The organism is Zoogloea sp. LCSB751, from assembly GCF_002028455.1.
Taxonomy (GTDB): domain Bacteria; phylum Pseudomonadota; class Gammaproteobacteria; order Burkholderiales; family Rhodocyclaceae; genus Zoogloea.
This window is the reverse complement of the sequence record NZ_MWUM01000001.1, coordinates 12,147-28,805: the sequence shown is the minus strand read 5'-3', so window position 1 is coordinate 28,805 and position 16,659 is coordinate 12,147. Positions and strand designations below refer to the sequence as shown.

The window sequence follows — 16,659 nt, the reverse complement described above, 5'->3', positions numbered from 1 at the left end:
CCTGCCGCACGTCATATCCAGCGTGCACCGGCCGGCGTTCTCGCCTATTCTTCCGGAATGACGAGGGGCGCCTGACGCGCGGCGATCCACGCCCCTCCTTCCAGCGGAGAGACGCGGATGCAGCCAGCCCCCGACTCCCGCCCGGCCTGCCGGGCGGAGTACCTTGCCGACACGCCGGCCTCCCCCTTTCCGCTGAGCGGCTGGCTGCGCATCGGCCTGCTGCTGTTCACCGCCCAGGCCCTGGCGCTGGGACTGCAGGCCTTGCTGCTGCTCCACAAGGAGCACGACCTGCTGGTCGGCATCACCGTCTCCCGCATCGCCATCGCCGCGGACCAGGTGCAGGCCACCTTCCAGCGCAGCTCCGCCAACGGCCTGCTCCTCGCCGAATCGGCCGGCATCCGCCGCCTGCTGCCCCGCCTGCAGGCGGAAGACCCGGACATCAGGGCGATCCGCGTCCTTGCCGCGGACGGAAGCATCCTGTTCGACAGCGGCCCCTCGACGCAGACGCCTGGGCGGGACGAGCTCGACCTCGTTCTCAAGAGCAAAGGCGCGTGGTCGCAACTGCCTGCACACGGGCCGCTGCGGGTCGGACTGCGTCTGGCCGACAACGATGGCGAAGTCGTCGGCGGCGTGCTGTTCGAGGTCGACGCGGGCGCGCTGTCGGATACGCTGCAGGCTGCCCGCCACGCCGCCTGGCCGCGCCTGCTCGCCACCCTGGCGGGAGTGGCGGCCGCGCTGCCGCTGCTGCTGGCCGCAGCGGGGCGCTGGGGCGGCCACCGGGCGAAGCTGCGCCTGCGTATCCTCGTCGCGGCCCTGCTGCTCGCCCTGAGCAGCAGCCTGGCCCTCAGCCTGCAGACGCTGCCGAGCTTCTCGGAGCGCCTGGCCCCGGCCCTCGACGCCAAGGCCCGCACCCTGGCCGCAACGCTGGCCGGGCGCATCTCCACGGCGCTGAGCCTGGGGATTCCGTTCGAACGCCTGAACGGCGTCGAGGCCTATTTCGACGACGCCCTCGCCCACCATCCCGAGATCCTCTCCCTGCGCCTGCAAGGCCCGGTGCTCAGCTATCTGCGCGAACATCCCGGCGAACCCGGCCACAGTGTCGAAGCCACCGTCACCGGCCGGGACGGCCACCCCCTGGCCCAGCTGACGGCGAGCACCGACAGCCATGTGGTCCATCGGGAAATGCGCAGTCAGGCGATCGACCTGGCCATCGTGTTCCTGGTCGCGGTCGTACTCTTCAACGAAACTCTCGGCGCCATTCTGGCCGGCGACCGCCTCGATCCCGCCTCCGCCGGTCGCGGGCGCCTCGGCCTGGCGCGGCTGGCAGTGTTCCTGCTGATCCTGTCGGAAGAGCTGACCCGCGCTTTCCTGCCGCTGCACATCGCCGGCCTCGCCCAGGCCGCCGGCGAACACGGCGCCACGGCGATCGGTCTGCCGATCTCCGCTTACATGGCGAGCTTCGCCCTCCTCACCCCCTTTGCCGGCCGCTGGGCGGAACGCTTCGGCACCGCCCGCACCTTTGCCCTCGGCTCCGCGCTGTCCGCCACCGGCTTCGGCTGGGCGCTGGCCGGCGGCGGCTATGCGGCCTTCGTCGCCGCCCGTTGCCTGTGCGCGGCGGGCTACGCCATCGGCACGATGGCCATGCAGCAGTACTTCCTGCGCGCCGCCGCCGACGGCGAGCGGGCCCGCGCCCTCGCCCTGTTCGTCGGTGCGGTACAGACCGCGGCAATCTGCGGCGCCCCGATCGGCGGCCTGCTGGCCGAGCAGTTCGGCGCGGCCGCCGTCTTTGCCGGAGCCGTCGGCATGAGCGTGCTGGCGCTGCTCGTGCAGCGCCTGGATCGCCTGCCACCGCCGGCAGCGCTGCCGAGTTCGTCCCCGCCCCTGCTCGAGCTGCTGTTTCAGCGCCGGGTGCTGGCCCCGCTGCTCACCGCCGCCCTGCCGGCCAAACTAGCCCTCGCCGGCTTCCTGTTCTACCTGGTTCCGCTGGCGCTGCAACAGGAAGGCTTCGGCAGCGGGTCGACCGGCAGAGCCATGATGCTGTATTTTCTGCTGGTTGCCGCAAGCAACCCGTTGGCATCCTGGCTGGCCGACCGCTACGGCTGGGAACGGGGCCTGGTGTTGCTCGGCGGGCTGGTGATCGGCATTGGCGGCCTGGCCGGGCTGCTCGGCGGCGCCCCGGCGCTGTTCGCCGGTATCGCCGCGCTCGGCGTCGGTACCGGCCTGTCGGCCGCCGCCCTGCAGGCGATGCTTGGCCACCATGGCCCGGCGGCCGTGGTGCTGCTGCGCACCGTCGAGCGCCTGGGTGCGGTGATCGGGCCACTGCTGGCCGGCAGCCTGCTGACGATCGCCGCCTATGGCGGCGTGATGGCCACGATAGGCGCACTGGTCATTGGCGCCACCCTTGGATTCGCCCTGCTCCAGGCCCTGGAAAGGAAAGCCGCGTGAAGTTCCCGTTCCGCCCGCTGCTCGCTGTCGCCGCCTGCGCCCTCGGCCTGCAGGCCCCGCTAGCGGCCGCCATCAAACCGGCAACCGAAGTCGCCCCCTACCGCATCACGCTGCTGCTGTTCCGCGGTTGCGAGGAGGCCTGCCACGGTTTTCAGGCCTATTTCCGCCAGCGCGGCATCGCCGCCGAATTCACGCTGCGCGATGCTGCCCAGGACAAACGCCGCGTCGCCGGCTTCGTGGACGAAATCCGCCGCAGCAAGCCCGACCTGGTGGTCACCTGGGGCACAACGGTCACCCAGGAAGCAGTGGGCGACTGGCGGCACGTCGATCCACAGCGCCACATCACCGACCGGCCGGTGCTGTTCATGATCGTCTCCGACCCCGTCGCGGCCGGCGTCGTGCCCGACCTCGCCCGCCCGCGCAGCAACGTCAGCGGCACCCTCTACCTGCTGCCGGTGGAAACGCAGATCAAGGCGGCCCGCAGCTACCTGGATTTCAAGCGGATCGGCTACATCCTCAACGAGACCGAATCCAACTCGGTCAGCACCCGCGACGAACTCCGCGGCCTCGCCGCCAGCCACGGCTTCACGCTGGTCGAGCGGCGGCTGCCGGTCTCCCCGTCCGGCACGCCGGACGGCAACGCGCTGCCCGGCCTGCTGGACGAGCTCGCGCGCGACAAGGTGGACCTGCTCTACCAGGGACCCGACAGCTTCCTCAACAGCCGCCGTGACACCCTCACCGACGGCGCCCTGGCCCGCGGCCTGCCCGTCTTCGCCGCCGCCGAGGCGCCGGTGCAGCAATCCCGCGCGCTGTTCGGCGTGGTCAACAAGTACGAGGATGTCGGCCGTTTCACCGCCGCCCAGGCCCTGCGCATCCTGCGCGACAAGACCTCACCGGCGGACATCCCGGTGACGCTGCCGCGCAACTTCTCCTACCTGATCAACCTGCCGGTCGCCCTCCAGCTCGGCCGCTATCCGCCCCTCAAGCTGCTCGATGTCGCCGAAATCGTCGGCATCGACGGTGGAGAACACTGACATGCGCATTCTGGTCTGCTCGAAGCGGGATCTCCACGGCCTGCATTTCCTCAACCGCCTGCTGCCGGCCCTGGCCGGCCACCGGGTGCAGGAAGTCTGGCTGTCGGACAAGACCCGCGAAGCCGAAAATGCGGTGCCGGGCCTGGTCGCCCTGCGCTTCCTCGAGCGAACCCTGCCGGAAGAACTGGTCTTCCCGCTGGTCGATGCACTGCCGCCGAGCCCGGACCCCGCCGAAGCCACCTTCGCCGGCCTGGCCGAGCGCTACAGACTCCCCATCCAGGTGGTCGGCGACGTGAACAGTTCCTCCGCCCGCGAGCGGATGGCCGCGCTCGAGCCGGACCTGGTCATCGTCGCCCGCTTCAGCCTGCTCTTCGACGCCGACACCATCGCCATCCCGCGCTTCGGCATGCTCAACGTCCATCCCGGCGAACTGCCGGCCTATGCCGGCCTGCACGCCCCGCTGCGCGCGGTACTGGATGGTGCCGACGCCTTCGCCTGCAGCGTCCACTGGATCACCCCGGGCATTGACGACGGCCCGCTGCTGGGCGTCCACCGCCACCCCATCGAGACGCGGCGCTGCCTGCTCAGCCAGGTCCGCGAGCTGTATCCGCTGGCCATCCCGACCCTGCGCGCCGTCATCGACGAATGCGCCGCCGGGCGCCGCCCCGCCGGCCATCCCCAGGACCGCCGGCAGCGCCGTTACCGCTCGATGCCCAGCGCCGACGAATTCGCCCACCTCGAAAGCCTCGGCCTGCAGTTGTGGTGCCCGACCACCTACGCCGACTGGCTGCAGCGCTTCGTCCCGCCGGGCCAGTCCATCCCCCTGTCGCCGGCCTTCGTCCGATGAGCTTCGAACGACAGGTCTTCATCAGCTACGCCCACCTGGACAACCAGCCCCTGACGGCCGACCAGCTGGGCTGGGTGAGCCTGTTCCACAGCACCCTGCAGACCCTCCTCAGCCAGCGCCTGGGCGCCCCCGCCGACATCTGGCGGGACGACAAGCTGCGCGGCAACGACGTGTTCTCCGACGAGATCCTCGACCAGCTGGCGCGCACCGCGCTGTTCGTGTCGGTACTCACACCGCGCTACCTGAAGTCCGAATGGTGCACCCGCGAGATCACCAACTTCTGCCAGCGGGCCGAAACCGAACACCGCCTGGTGGTCGGCAACAAAGCCCGCGTCATCAAGGTGCTCAAGCTGCCGATCGACGGCAGCGGCGCGTTGCCCGAGGCGGTCGGCCAGCTGCTCGGCTACGAGTTCTATGAGTTCGACGAGGACCGCACGCCCCGCGAGCTCGACCCCGCCTACGGCGACCAGCCCCGCCAGGCCTTCCTGCGCAAGGCCAACAAGCTCGCCTGGGACCTGGCCGCCCAGCTCGAACAACTCCAGCAGCAGCCCGCCGCCAACGATGCCACGGACACCAGCAAGCCCGCGGTCTTCCTCGCCGAATGCAGCCGCGACCGCCGCGACGCCCGCGAATGCATCGAGGCGGAACTGGCCTGTTGCGGCTACACCGTGCTGCCCGACCGGCGCCTGCCGGACGACGAGGACGACCACCGGGCTGCGGTCGCTGAGCTGCTGGAGCGCTGCGCGCTGTCGGTCCACCTGATCGGCGCGGGCTACGGGCGCGTGCCGGACGGCGACAGCAGCGAATCGGTCGTCGTGCTGCAGAACCGGCTGGCTGCCGAACGCAGCCGCCAGGCCGGCCTGCGCCGGGTGATCTGGCTCCCGGCCGACACCACCGCCACGCAGCCTGCCCAGCAGACCTTCATCGACGCACTACAACAGGATGCGGCCCTGCAACTGGGCGCCGATCTGGTGAATGGCGACCTGGAAGCCCTCAAGGCAGCCATCCACGCCGCGCTGAAGAAGCCCGAAGCGGCCCCCGACACGCCGGACGAAAGCGGCACCGCCGGCGCGCTACGGGTCCACCTGCTGTGCGACGCCCGCGACCGCAAGGACAGCGTCCCCCTCATCAAGCTGCTGCGCGGACGCGGCCTCGACGTCACGCTGCCGCTGTTTGCCGGCGACGCCGCCGAAGTCCGCGAGGCCAACCGGCAGCGCGTGCTCGACTGCGACGCGCTGATCCTCTACTACGGGGCCGGCGACGAGACCTGGAAGTACCATCAGGAAAACGAGCTGCGCAAACTGCAGGGGCAGGACCGCCAACGCCCGCTGCGTGCCCGCTTCACCCTGCTCGCGCCGCCCCTCAGCGACGACAAGGAAGTGCTGCAGGCCCTCGCCGACGCGGACACCCTCGACGGCCTGGGCGGCCTCGACCCGCAAACGCTGGCCCCCCTCGCCACCGCCCTCGGCCTGGAGCCGGCGCCATGAGCAACGCGGCCACGCCGACCTGCCCCTACCCGGGCATCCGTCCCTTCCGGGAGGACGAGGAATACCTGTTCTTCGGCCGCGAAGCCCAGGTGGACGCCATGGTGGACACCCTCGCCCGCCAGCGCTTCCTGGCCGTCATCGGCAGTTCCGGCTGCGGCAAGTCCTCCCTCGTCAATTGCGGCCTGCGCCCGGCCCTGCACCGGGGCCTGCTGGCCAGCGCCGGCAGCGCCTGGCGGATGGCCAGCTGCCGGCCCGGCGGCCAGCCCCTGCGCGCGCTGGCCGAAGCCCTCGCCCAGCCCGGCGCCCTGTACCGGGCGGCCCCGCCGGGCCCCTTCAGCGCTGCGGAGCTCATCGAAGCCACTCTCGCCATGAGCCGCCGCGGCCTCGTCGAAGCCTGCCGGCAGGCCGGGCTGCCCGCCGGCACGCAACTGCTCGTAGTGGTAGACCAGTTCGAGGAACTGTTCCGCTACCGCAGCCTGGCCGCCCCACAGGAAGACCAGGCCACCGCCTTCGTCAACTTGCTGCTCGAAGCCCGCTGCGCCGACGCCCCGATCCACGTGGTAATGACGATGCGCTCCGATTTCCTCGGCGACTGCGCGCGTTTCGCCGGCCTGCCGGAGGCCATCAACGGCGGCCAGTACCTGGTCCCGCGGATGAGCCGCGACGAGCGGCGGGCCGCCATCGTCGGGCCGGTCCGGGTCTTCGGCGCCGACATTGCCCCGACCCTGCTGACCCGCCTGGTCAACGACGTCGGCGACGACCCGGACCAGCTCTCGCTGCTCCAGCATGCCCTGGCGCGCAGCTGGGCCCACTGGCTGGCCAGCGGCGAGCCAAGCCCCATCGACGGCCGCCACTACGACGCCATCGGGACCCTCGGCCAGGCCCTCAACCAGCATGCCGAGGAGATCCACGCCAGCCTGCCGGCGGCACGGCAGGCCCTGTGCGCCCGCGCCTTCCGCGCCCTGACCGACACCAGTACCGACAGCCGCGGCATCCGCCGTCCGACCCGCTTTGGCGATCTGGCCGCCATCAGCGGAGCCGACGCCGCCGAGCTGGATGCCACGCTGGCGCCATTCCGGGCACCCGGCGCCGCCTTCCTGATGCCCCCTGCCGACGTCCCGCTGCAAGCCGCCAGCATTGTGGACCTGGCCCACGAAAGCCTGATGCGCATCTGGGATCGCCTGCGCGACTGGGGCGCACGGGAGGCCGACTCGGCCCGCATGCTGCGTCGCCTGGCCGATGCCGCCGAACTCCACGCCGCCGGCGAAGCCAGCCTGTGGCGCGACCCAGAACTGCAGTTCGCCCTCGACTGGCAGGCCCGCGCGCAACCGACCCCGGCCTGGGCCCAGCAATACGGCCGCGCCCTCGAACCCGCGCTGGCCTTCCTCGACGCCAGCCGTCGAGCCCGCGACGAGGCCGCCGCCGCCGAACAGGCACGGACCGCGGCCGAAAGGCAGGCCGAGGCCGAACGACGCCGCAACCAGCGGGTGTGGCGCGTCACCGTCGTCGCCATCGTCGCCGCCACGCTGGTGGCGGGCGTCACCGGCTTCCTGTGGCAAAGGGCCGAGCAGGCCAGTGAAATTGCGCTGTCCCGCCAGCTGGCCGCCGAATCGTCCAGCGAACTGGCCAGCGGCAACCTGGCCGGCGCCCTGCAACTGGCTACCGCCAGCTATGCCCGGGAACCGACGTTCGAGGCCCGCGACAGCCTGCTCGCCGCGCTCGCCCAGTCGCCCCTCGACTGGTGGCAGGCCGGCCAGAAAGGCGTGCAGGCCCTGGCCTTCAGCCCGGACGGCGAATCCCTGGCCTCGGTCGGCTACGACGGCAACCTGTTCCTGTGGCGTCTCGACGGCAGCAGCGCACCGCTTGCCCGCGCCAGTCACCCCGCCGTGCTGCACGATGTGGCCTTCGCACCGGACGGCAGAACCCTCGCCACCGCCAGTGCGGACCGGCACGTACTGCTGTGGCAGGCCCCCCGCCTCGTCCAGCTCGGCGACCCGCTCGGCGGCTACGAGGCCGGGGTTCGCAAGCTGGCCTTCAGCCCGGACGGGCGCCGCCTCGTGGCGGTGGGCGAACAGCGGCAGGTGCGCGTCCATGAGCTTGCCCAGCCCGGCCGCGCCGCCATCGAGCGGCCAGGCCACATGGGCAACGCGCTGGCCGCCGTCTTCCTGCCGGACGGCAGTTTTCTCAGCGGCGGCGACGACGATCTGCTGATCCGTCACGACACCAGCGGCCACGGCCCCTTGAGCCGGCCTTTGACACCAACCAGGGAAACCGTGTGGGCCCTGGCCTTCAGCCCCGACGGACGCCACCTCGTCAGCGCCGACGCCAAGGCCCGCCTGCAATGGCACGACGGGCCTAGCGGTGCCCTGCTGGGCCCGCCCCGAGAGGGCCACACCGCGCTGGTGGGCAGCCTGGCCTTCAGCCCCGACGGCCAGACCCTCGCCAGCGCCGGCCAGGATGGACGTCTGCTGCTGTGGAACGCCGGCGGCGACCAGCCCCCGCGCGCCCTGCTGGACGAAGGCCCGGCGCTGCAGCGTGTGGCCTTCAGCCCCGACGGGCTGGGCCTCGCCGCCGGGGGGCGGGACGGCCGCCTCCACCTGTGGAACATGCCGGCCGCCACACCGCGGCAGCTGACGCTGGAACACGGCGGCCCGATCGCCAACCTGGCCTTTGCCCCGGACGGACGCCGCATCGTCAGCGTCGGCTACGACGGCCGGGCCCGGCTGTGGGACAGCACCGACGGGCAACTGCTCGCCACCCAGGCCACGGCCGGCACCGGCGCCCTGTACGGCGCGGCCTGGCTGCCCGCAGGCAGACAGCTGCTCATGGCCAGCCAGCAGCAAGGGCTGCTGCGCTGGAAGGGCGACGCCACCCCCGCCACACCGCTCGGCAACGCGGGCGGCACGCTGCTCGGCCTGGCCCTCGCGCCGGACGGTCAAACCCTGGCCGGCTTCGACCGGCAGGGCCGGCTGCGCCTGTGGGACACGGGCTCCGGTCAAGCCCTGCACGCCCCCCTGCTCCACCACGGCAGCCCCATCCTGGCGCTGGCCTGGCTGCCGAACGGCGTCGGTCTCGCGTCGGCGGACTGGCAGGGTGGCATCACCCTCTCCAGCGGCACGCCGTCCGAGTGGGTCAGCCTGGCGTGCGCGCTGATTGCCCGGATCACACCACCGGACGCCGGGCAATCCCTCCCCGCCTGCACGCCCGCCCGCGCACCTCGTCCTTGACATAAGCAAGACACCATCTAACCTGAGTAATCAGATTGCGAATCGCGACGCTTCGAAAAATAATGACAAAGTAATAAACCGTTATATAATCGGCGCCGCTTTCCAACAGACAGGATCGGGAGGAGACATCCCATGGCACTGATCATCCCCGGCGTCGAAGTCAAGGTCGTCAAGGAAGTCCTCGCCCCGCAGCTCGCCCCGTCGGGCGTGCTCGGGCTGGTCGGCATCGTCGAAAACCCCAGCGCCGCGGTCGGCCGGGCGGCAAGCTGGCGCAGCTTCATCGACGGCTTCGGCGCAGCCAGTGCCTTCAGCCTGCCAGAAGCGGCCCAGGCCCTCGGCAACGGGGTGTTCGAACTGGTGGTCTGCCCGGTCGCCTGCAGCAGCACGGCAAGCGTCAAGGTCCCGGCCGCCACCGGCAACGCCACAGCCTTCACCCTCGCCGCCCGCGCTCCGGGGCCGTGGGGCAACGCCATCTCGGTCAGCATTCAGTCCCGCCAGATCCCAACCGGCAAGAAGCTCGAAAGCGGAGAGGACGAGACCCGCACCGTCTTCGACCTCATCGCCCGCTACGCCGGCAGCGATTACAAGGAAGTGCACCGCAACCTGTCCGCCGACCCGGCCGACCAGATCCGCAATGCCCGCGACGTGCTGGCCGCCCAGTCCCAGCTACTCCGCATCGGCGAGGACCGCGACAAGCTCAAGCCTCCCAAGGACAGCCCCGACAGCAAGGACGCCAGTGCCGCCCCCTACGCCCTGGCCGGTGCCAGCGACGCGGACCCCGATGCCTACCGCCAGGCCCTCGCCCAGCTCGAGAACGAAGCCGACGTGGACATGGTGCTGGTATCGGTCCAGGACACCCGGGATGCCACCCGGGTTGGCCGCATCTACGCTGACGTAATCAGCCATTGCGACCGCATGAGCGCCCGCAGCCAGGGCCGCATCGGTTTCGGCGAGGTCCCCGGCGCCACGCCAGCGGAGATCGCCAGCGCGGCCGACAAGCTCACCGGCACACTGGTCTCCGACCGCTTTGTGCTGGTTGCCCCGGCCGGCGTCGTCGGCGCGGTGGCCGGCACCACCGGCAGCCTCGACTACTTCCAGTCCCCCACCTTCAAGCGCCTGTCCGGCCTCGGCGAACCCGCCCCGGCCCTGGGCGTGGAAGCCCAGCAGGAGCTCCTGCGCAAGAACGTGGTACCCATCGTCGCCCAGCGCGGGCGCGGCATCATCGTCATCCGCGGGCTCACCACCGACGGAGACCAGATCAGCGTGCGCCGGGTCGCCGACCACGCGGTACGTGGCGTCAAGACCATCGGCGAGCTCTTCATCGGCCGCCTCAACAACGAGGAAGGCCGCGGCGCCCTGAAGCAGAAGCTGGTCGAGTTCCTGGTCCAGATGCAAAAGGAAGGCGCCATCGTCCCCTCCACCGACGGCACCGATCCGGCCTTCAAGCTCAACGTCTATTCCAGCCAGCAGGACTTCGCCCAAGGCATCGTCCGCGTGGACCTGGCCGTCCGTCCGGTGCGGGCCATCGACTACATCTACGCCACGGTCCTGGTCCAGGTCTGAGCCCACACTGCCCGAGCCACTGTTTTCCCCGTAGCCCCCAGTTCCTTCGGAGAAGCCCGTCATGCCGACCGTTTTTTCCGCCAATCGCTCCAGCGTGCTGGTCGATGGCGAAGCCATTGAAGGCCTGCAGTCCCTGGCCTACCGCGTTGTCACCGAACGCGAGGACATCCGCGCCGTAGGCAGCGACGAGCGCGTTGCGGTGAGCTTCGGCCTGCGCACCGTGCAAGGCGAGATCACCGTCCGTTCGGCCAGCTTCAAGCTCGACGGGCACCTGGACAAGCAGGCCCGCTTCCAGCTCGTCGCCAACCTCAAGAAAGACGACGCCGCCGACTCGCCGAAGCGCACAGTCTCCTTCGACGATTGCTACATCGAGGACAAGGCCTTCAGCCTCGGCGCCGGCGGCACCGTCGTCACCGCCTATACCTTCAGCGCCACGCGGGTCCGCGAGGAATGAGCCCTTGGGTCCGCTGGAGCTGAACCTCGCCGGCAGGGCCTACAGGCTCGACTTCGCGGGCTTCCACCGTCCCCTCGGTGTCGCCACCGACAGGCTGGCCGTCACCCTCCCGCCCTGGACCTATCGCCGTCACATGGACACCCTGCGCCGGTGCACCGCGCCCTCCGCCACCGGCCTGCGCCTCGACAGCCAGACCCTGTGCGACGCCGTGCTGAGCGGACTGGAGGCGGACACCGCCGCCCGCCGCCAGCTCGCACCCGTCGCCCTGTGGTGGGCGGCCGGCGGCGACGCCCCGCTGGCCCAGCCGCCGGCCGAAGGTGAATGGCTCGACCTGGGCAGCTACGACAACCCGGCCCGCGTGCGCCTGCGCCCATGGACCGAGCACCAGCGCCTCGCCGCCCTCGACGCCAGCCTGTCCGGCGATCGCGACGACGACAGCTGGTTCGACCCGGTGCGTTACCTGGAACGCATGGTCGATGCCACCGTCGCCACCTTCGACGCCCCAGGCGGACTGGACGATCTCGACGCCCGCGCCACGGCCCTGCTGCTCCATGCCACCGTGGCCCTCAACGTCATCGACGAGGAGGCCGATCACCTGCTGCAGGGCGGAGAGGCCGCCCGCCAATGCGCTGCCCGCACCCTGCGGCTGTGCCAGGTGCTGGGCTGGACGCCGGCCAAGGTGTGGGCAACGCCCGCCGCCGAGGTCGACCGCCTGCTGCGTATGCTCGACCTGCTGCAGCCCAGCCAGCAGACGCCCCGGCGGCGCAGCCTGGCCGACCATCCCGACGCCACGGTGATTCGCATCGACGACGACGGCGACGAGCAGGAAAGGAGGGCCCGGTGACGACCGGCACCGAGCTTCTCGTCGCCCGTATCCTCCAGCCCCTCGCCCGCAGCCTGGAAGAGGCGCGGCGGAATCTCGCCCTGGAAGTAGACGCCTCTCCGGACGACGAAGAAGGAAACAGAGTCTCCGCCGTCTCCAGCATGCCCGCCTCAACCTCCGCAGGCGTGGCACCGCCCTACGATGTACCCCGCGACACGCAGCGCCCCAGGCAGCAAACACATCCTGCCATCGACGTCCCCGTCGCCCTCCCAGCCGCCGCTCAAACACCGCCTCCGTCCCCCCGGAGCGCAACCGGGCCTGGCGACACAGTCCTCCACCGGCCGACCGGCAACGAAGCCCCCCCGCCCGCCTCCAGCTCACCGCGTGCCAGCGTGGCCCCCCTTCCGCTGCGCAGCCCCCCACCGCAGACAGCGCCGGCATCGCCACCCACCGCGCCGTCATTCCGCGCCCCCCCTTTCCTCCGCCCGGTCTCCGGCCTGGCCGGACATCCGACAGTCCCGCTTCGCGAGGCGCCACACGCGTGGTCGTCGGGAGAACCGATACCCGCCCCGGCGACTGTCGCGGGGGACGCCACGGACAGGACGGAACGACCGGGCAAGGCGCCGTCGCTGCTGCGTACCATCCCGCCGCAGCCCGGCTTCACCGCGGATACCGCTCCGTCGACAGGCGCTGCGGCAAGCCCCGTACGTTCAGGCTCCGCCCCCGCCACCAGGCCACCGGACCTTGCTGCATGGCAGGACACGGCTGAATCGCCGCCCGCTCCAGCCACAGGTACGGCCGCAGTTTCACCGGCACCCTCCGACACGGCACCCAAGCACTGGCGACTGCGAAGGCAGGTCGCCGAAGCCTTCTCCACGCCCTCTCCGCCGATCGACGGCGCGCCGCAGACGGCCAGCCCACCGCCGGCCAAGGCCCTGCTTTCTCAGCCCGCACCGTCGATTCCGCGCGGCGCTCCGGTCGGGCGCGTGGCCGACGCCATGGGCCCCGTGCTCGACAAGGCCTGGCTGCTCACCGATGCCAGCCTGCGCGACGCCGACGACGCTCAGCCCGCCCCCTTGTCAGCCGGCCCCCGCGTCAACAACCACTTCCATGTCAGCGTGGCACTGGCCAGCGACGGCTCGACCCCCCGCGATGCCCAGGAGCTCGAAACGGCCCTCGTCGCCCTGCTTCGCGACGCGGCACGCCGCCAAGGACTGGATGTATGAAATCCACCGGCCGGAACGCCTACCAGGTGCAGATCGGCAGCGCACTGGCCAGCAGCAGCGCCAGCGAGTCCCACCGCCAGCTGCTGCAGCTGTGCGTCGATCTGAACATGGATGGCCCCGGCGCCGCATGCACCGTCGAACTGGCGGACAGCACGGTGGCACCACCGGCCGCCGGCGATCCGGTCAGCGTCAAGCTGGATGCAGGCGACGGTGCACAGACGGTGTTCACCGGCAAGGTCGCGGATAGCGAGGCCCGGGCCACCGGCCAGGCCATCATCGCCCATGGCGCCATCGCCGAACTCGGGCGCCACGAAGTGGAGGGCACCTACGACAGCGTCTCCGCCGACTTCATCATCAAGGACCTGATCGGCAAGGTCGGCGCGACGGCAGGCACCATCAGCAAGGGGCCGGACCTGTCCGGCTGGGCCCTGCACCGCGGCCCCACGGCCCTCGGCCATCTGCGCCGGCTGGCCCTCTTGTGCGGAGCCGACCTGTTCGCTGACGGAAACGGCAGGATCCACTCCGCGGCGCCCAAGGCCGGTGGTGCCGATCATCGTTTCAAGTTCGGCGAGACCGTGATCCGGCTGGCGATCCAGAAGCACAGCCCGGCCTTCGACAGCATCGAGGTGTGGGGGGAAGGCGCCGCCAGCGCCAAGGGGGCCGACAAGGCCCACTGGCTCAGCACCGACCTGGCCGGCGTCAGCGCCAAGGCTGCCGTCGGCAGCGACGGGCAGGTCCAGGCCGGCAAGCTGGGCACCCGCCCCTTCAGGCTGCGCGAAGGCGCACTGCGCTCCGGCGAGTCCGTCGAAGCGGTTGCCAAGGCCTGGGCCACCAGTCTGGCGGCCCGCCTGCTGAGCGGTAGCCTGGAAGTGTTCGCCGCCCCCAAGGTCCAGCCCGGCGACCTCGTTTCCATCGACGGCCTGCCTGCCGACCATGCCGCCGCCAGCCTGCTCGGCCAGGGCGGCACGCTGCGCGTCCGCCACGTCCGCCACCTGCTGGACCGCCAGCGCGGTGCCATCACCCGGCTGGGTTTCTGAACATGAGCGTGCGCATCGGCAAGATCGAACTCACCGGCGTGCAGGACCTGCACACCGAGGAGGCGCGCACCCTCGTCGAACAGCGGGTACCCGAACAGCAGGGCAGCGTGTTCCAGGACCTGGGGCGGGAGCCGGTCACCATCCTCATCGACGGCCTGCTCCTCGGCGAAGAGGCCCTGTCGTCCCTCGAGACCCTGCGCCAGGCCCATGCCAAGGCCGAACCCCAGTCCTTTGCCGCCGACCTGGTGGTCGGCACCGACCTCACCGAGGTCGTCATCGAGGACTTCAAGGTCCGCCAGGTGGCCGGCTACCGGGACCGCTTCCGCTTCAGCCTGCGCCTGCGCGAGCACATCGAAGCGCCCCAGGCCGGGGACGCCGCCCTCGCCGACGTAAACAGCGGTGTTGCCACGGATGCCGCGGCGTGGAGCGACGGCAGCCTGGCGGCGGCCAGCGTACTGCAGGACCCGGCCTCCCTGTCGGCGGCCCTGGCCGCCCAGCCGGCCCTGCTCGACAACCTCGACATGGACGCCCTCGGCGATGCCGTCGCCAGCAAACTCGACAGCCTGGACGCGGGCCAGCTCAACGGCGTGCTCGACACCCTGGCCGCCGCCGACCCGAGCAAGGCCAGCGGCTTCTTCGATGCGCTGGGCAAGGCCGGAGCCCTCGGACCGATGCTGTCCAAATACGTCCAGGAAGGCGCAGCCTTCCTGAAGCAGCTCGACCCGTCCAAATTCAGTTCGCTGATGAAGGCCTTCTCCGGCGGCCTCGAATTCCTCACCCAGCTCAAGAAGGTCCTCGACGCCGCTGGCCGCCTGGCCGGCGACATCAAGGACCTCAAGCTGCCGCCCGAGCTCGACCGCATCGTCAAGGGTGGGCTGAAATGAGCAGCGCGGCCGACATCGTGCGCGACCTCGCCGCCCTGGTTCATGCGCTGGCCGCCCTGCTGGAGACCAAGACCGCCCGGGAGATTCCCAACATCGCCCGCGATCTCGGCGCCCAACCGCAACTGGTCCAGGGCGTCGACGCGCTCGGCCGGGTGCTCGGCGAGATCCGCGCGGGTGCCGTACCACTGCGCCGCACCGCCCTCGACGCCGACGCCCTGGCCGCCCTGCTCGGTTGCGTGCCGACCTTTGTCGGCGGAATCGGCGACGCGGCCGACGCCTCCGGCGACTGGCTGGCCCGCCTCGGCATCGGCCTGGGCGACGCCTCCGGCGCCGCGCGGCAGGTATCGGGGCCGATACGCCAGGTATCCGGCGTGCTCGACATGGGCGTGGACATCGCCGAAGGCGCGGTGTCCCTGCTCGCCCCCGCGGAATGGCGCGGACTGATCACCGCCCTCGACCATCTTTCCGAGTCCCTCAAGGCCCTCAAGACGCCTGCTCCCCCGACCACCCCCGCCAGCGCCACACCCGGCGCCGCTCTTTCTGGAGGATAAGCACCATGCCCGACAACACGCCCGTTCCCGCGCCCGCCTCCGACGGCCGCGCCGACAACCCCTTCCGCGCCGTCGCCATCCTGCTCGACGGGGTACGCGTCGCCCTCGAGAACAGCAAACGCCAGGAGCAGGCCCCACGCTGGGTGCGCATCGTGCGCGTACGCGAATTCCGCGACGACACCATCGCCAAGGGCGTCATGAAAGCCCTCGACGTGCTCACGCTGGCGGTGGCCTACCTGCAGCGCTTCACCCTCGACGCCAACGACCTGCTGATCCAGGGCGACGCCGCCAAGGCCCTCGTCGAGGTCTCCGCCGAATTCATCAAGACCGCCACCAGCAAGGAGTTCATCAACTCCCTCGAACTGGCCGTCGGCCAGGACCCGAGCCCCGACTCGCCGATCCCCGACGTGGCCAACATCATCGACAAGATCGTCCAGATCGCCGACAAGGTGCCCGAGCCGGACGACCTGAAGGTCATCGGCGCCTCCCTCTACAAGCTGCTCGGCATCGAGCAGGCCCCGCTCGACGAAGTCAAGCTCGGCGCCGCCACCGAGAGCCACGTGGTCCTCGCCCACACCGGCACGCTGCGCCTGCTGCAGTTCGGCTTCGACCAGAACTTCAAGCTGCAGAATTTCGGCAAGGGCGCCAGCGTGTCCTCCCTCGACATCAACCGCCTCGGCGCCCGCCGCCTGTGGGAAGCCAGCGCCGACAAGCTGCCGCTCAAGTCGCTCGGCAAGTTCGGCGAGGCCCCCGACGTGGAAACCGTGTGGGAGCTCGACTTCTCCACCGACAAGAGTGGCAGTGACGTGCAGGACGCCAACGCGATCCTCGAGGCCCTCGGCTACACCACGCCCAACGTAGCCGACCGCAAGCTCTTCAGCCCCGAATTTGCCGGCCGCCTGCGCAGCTTCCAGCAGCTCAACGAACTGCCAGTCACAGGCAAACTCGACAATGCGACCCTCAACCGCCTGCTGCACCTGGACTACGACGCGAAGAACCTCAAGCGGGCCAAGCGCTTCAAGGCCGATGCGCTGCCCAAAGGCTTCGATCCGCTGAAGGCCCCGGCCTGATCCGGCAAACG

General features: G+C 70.8%; 13 protein-coding genes. All 13 read left to right on the top strand.

Translation table 11 applies throughout. From position 1 onward, the window contains the following. The first annotated feature begins 117 nt into the window (after window positions 1-117). The 13 genes from B4920_RS00110 (at window position 118) to B4920_RS00055 (ending at window position 16,648) form a co-directional block, all read left to right on the top strand. Window positions 118-2,445 carry an MFS transporter gene (locus tag B4920_RS00110; protein WP_079432576.1) on the top strand — a complete coding sequence of 776 codons (2,328 nt, stop codon included), beginning with the start codon at window positions 118-120 and terminating at the stop codon, window positions 2,443-2,445. Further along, a complete protein-coding gene (locus tag B4920_RS29395; RefSeq protein WP_161493213.1) occupies window positions 2,442-3,479 on the top strand; it encodes an ABC transporter substrate-binding protein in 1,038 nt (345 codons plus the stop codon). Before B4920_RS00110 ends, B4920_RS29395 begins: the two co-directional genes overlap by 4 nt. 1 nt (window position 3,480) lies before the next feature. Beyond that, entirely contained in the window at window positions 3,481-4,326 is an 846-nt protein-coding gene (locus B4920_RS00100; RefSeq protein ID WP_161493212.1) for a formyltransferase family protein, read from the top strand. Continuing rightward, complete coding sequence (locus B4920_RS00095) at window positions 4,323-5,813, top strand: TIR domain-containing protein (protein ID WP_161493211.1); 1,491 nt, start codon at window positions 4,323-4,325, stop codon at window positions 5,811-5,813. Before B4920_RS00100 ends, B4920_RS00095 begins: the two co-directional genes overlap by 4 nt. After that, window positions 5,810-9,040, top strand: a complete 3,231-nt coding sequence (locus tag B4920_RS00090) for a WD40 repeat domain-containing protein (RefSeq protein ID WP_079432573.1) — start codon at window positions 5,810-5,812, stop codon at window positions 9,038-9,040. The genes B4920_RS00095 and B4920_RS00090 overlap by 4 nt, the downstream gene beginning before the upstream one ends. A 132-nt stretch (window positions 9,041-9,172) precedes the next feature. Then, the gene (locus tag B4920_RS00085) at window positions 9,173-10,603 is read left to right on the top strand and encodes a phage tail sheath subtilisin-like domain-containing protein (protein WP_079432572.1); all 1,431 of its coding nucleotides are present in this window, start codon (window positions 9,173-9,175) and stop codon (window positions 10,601-10,603) included. A gap of 61 nt (window positions 10,604-10,664) precedes the next feature. After that, window positions 10,665-11,057: a hypothetical protein gene (locus B4920_RS00080; protein WP_079432571.1), complete on the top strand. Its 393-nt coding sequence runs from the start codon at window positions 10,665-10,667 to the stop codon at window positions 11,055-11,057. A 4-nt stretch (window positions 11,058-11,061) separates the two neighbouring features. Next, window positions 11,062-11,901, top strand: a complete 840-nt coding sequence (locus tag B4920_RS00075) for a hypothetical protein (RefSeq protein WP_079432570.1) — start codon at window positions 11,062-11,064, stop codon at window positions 11,899-11,901. A gap of 965 nt (window positions 11,902-12,866) precedes the next feature. Continuing rightward, window positions 12,867-13,106 carry a hypothetical protein gene (locus tag B4920_RS00070; RefSeq protein ID WP_079432569.1) on the top strand — a complete coding sequence of 80 codons (240 nt, stop codon included), beginning with the start codon at window positions 12,867-12,869 and terminating at the stop codon, window positions 13,104-13,106. After that, window positions 13,103-14,143 (top strand): hypothetical protein, encoded by a 1,041-nt coding sequence (locus B4920_RS00065; protein WP_079432568.1) that lies wholly within the window; start codon window positions 13,103-13,105, stop codon window positions 14,141-14,143. The genes B4920_RS00070 and B4920_RS00065 overlap by 4 nt, the downstream gene beginning before the upstream one ends. Window positions 14,144-14,145: 2 nt before the next feature. Beyond that, complete coding sequence (locus tag B4920_RS00060; protein ID WP_079432567.1) at window positions 14,146-15,027, top strand: DNA circularization N-terminal domain-containing protein; 882 nt, start codon at window positions 14,146-14,148, stop codon at window positions 15,025-15,027. Further along, window positions 15,024-15,578 carry a hypothetical protein gene (locus tag B4920_RS28595; RefSeq protein WP_139379390.1) on the top strand — a complete coding sequence of 185 codons (555 nt, stop codon included), beginning with the start codon at window positions 15,024-15,026 and terminating at the stop codon, window positions 15,576-15,578. Before B4920_RS00060 ends, B4920_RS28595 begins: the two co-directional genes overlap by 4 nt. A 5-nt stretch (window positions 15,579-15,583) precedes the next feature. Continuing rightward, the gene (locus B4920_RS00055) at window positions 15,584-16,648 is read left to right on the top strand and encodes a peptidoglycan-binding domain-containing protein (protein ID WP_139379389.1); all 1,065 of its coding nucleotides are present in this window, start codon (window positions 15,584-15,586) and stop codon (window positions 16,646-16,648) included. The last annotated feature ends 11 nt before the right edge of the window (window positions 16,649-16,659 follow it).

Bases quoted from the DNA above. Each gene is read 5' to 3' on its own strand.
- B4920_RS00110 (WP_079432576.1), top strand. From the start codon at position 118: ATGCAGCCAGCCCCCGACTCCCGCCCGGCCTGCCGGGCGGAGTACCTT.
- B4920_RS00100 (WP_161493212.1), top strand. From the start codon at position 3,481: ATGCGCATTCTGGTCTGCTCGAAGCGGGATCTCCACGGCCTGCATTTC.
- B4920_RS00095 (WP_161493211.1), top strand. From the start codon at position 4,323: ATGAGCTTCGAACGACAGGTCTTCATCAGCTACGCCCACCTGGACAAC.
- B4920_RS00090 (WP_079432573.1), top strand. From the start codon at position 5,810: ATGAGCAACGCGGCCACGCCGACCTGCCCCTACCCGGGCATCCGTCCC.
- B4920_RS00085 (WP_079432572.1), top strand. From the start codon at position 9,173: ATGGCACTGATCATCCCCGGCGTCGAAGTCAAGGTCGTCAAGGAAGTC.
- B4920_RS00080 (WP_079432571.1), top strand. From the start codon at position 10,665: ATGCCGACCGTTTTTTCCGCCAATCGCTCCAGCGTGCTGGTCGATGGC.
- B4920_RS00065 (WP_079432568.1), top strand. From the start codon at position 13,103: ATGAAATCCACCGGCCGGAACGCCTACCAGGTGCAGATCGGCAGCGCA.
- B4920_RS00060 (WP_079432567.1), top strand. From the start codon at position 14,146: ATGAGCGTGCGCATCGGCAAGATCGAACTCACCGGCGTGCAGGACCTG.
- B4920_RS28595 (WP_139379390.1), top strand. From the start codon at position 15,024: ATGAGCAGCGCGGCCGACATCGTGCGCGACCTCGCCGCCCTGGTTCAT.
- B4920_RS00055 (WP_139379389.1), top strand. From the start codon at position 15,584: ATGCCCGACAACACGCCCGTTCCCGCGCCCGCCTCCGACGGCCGCGCC.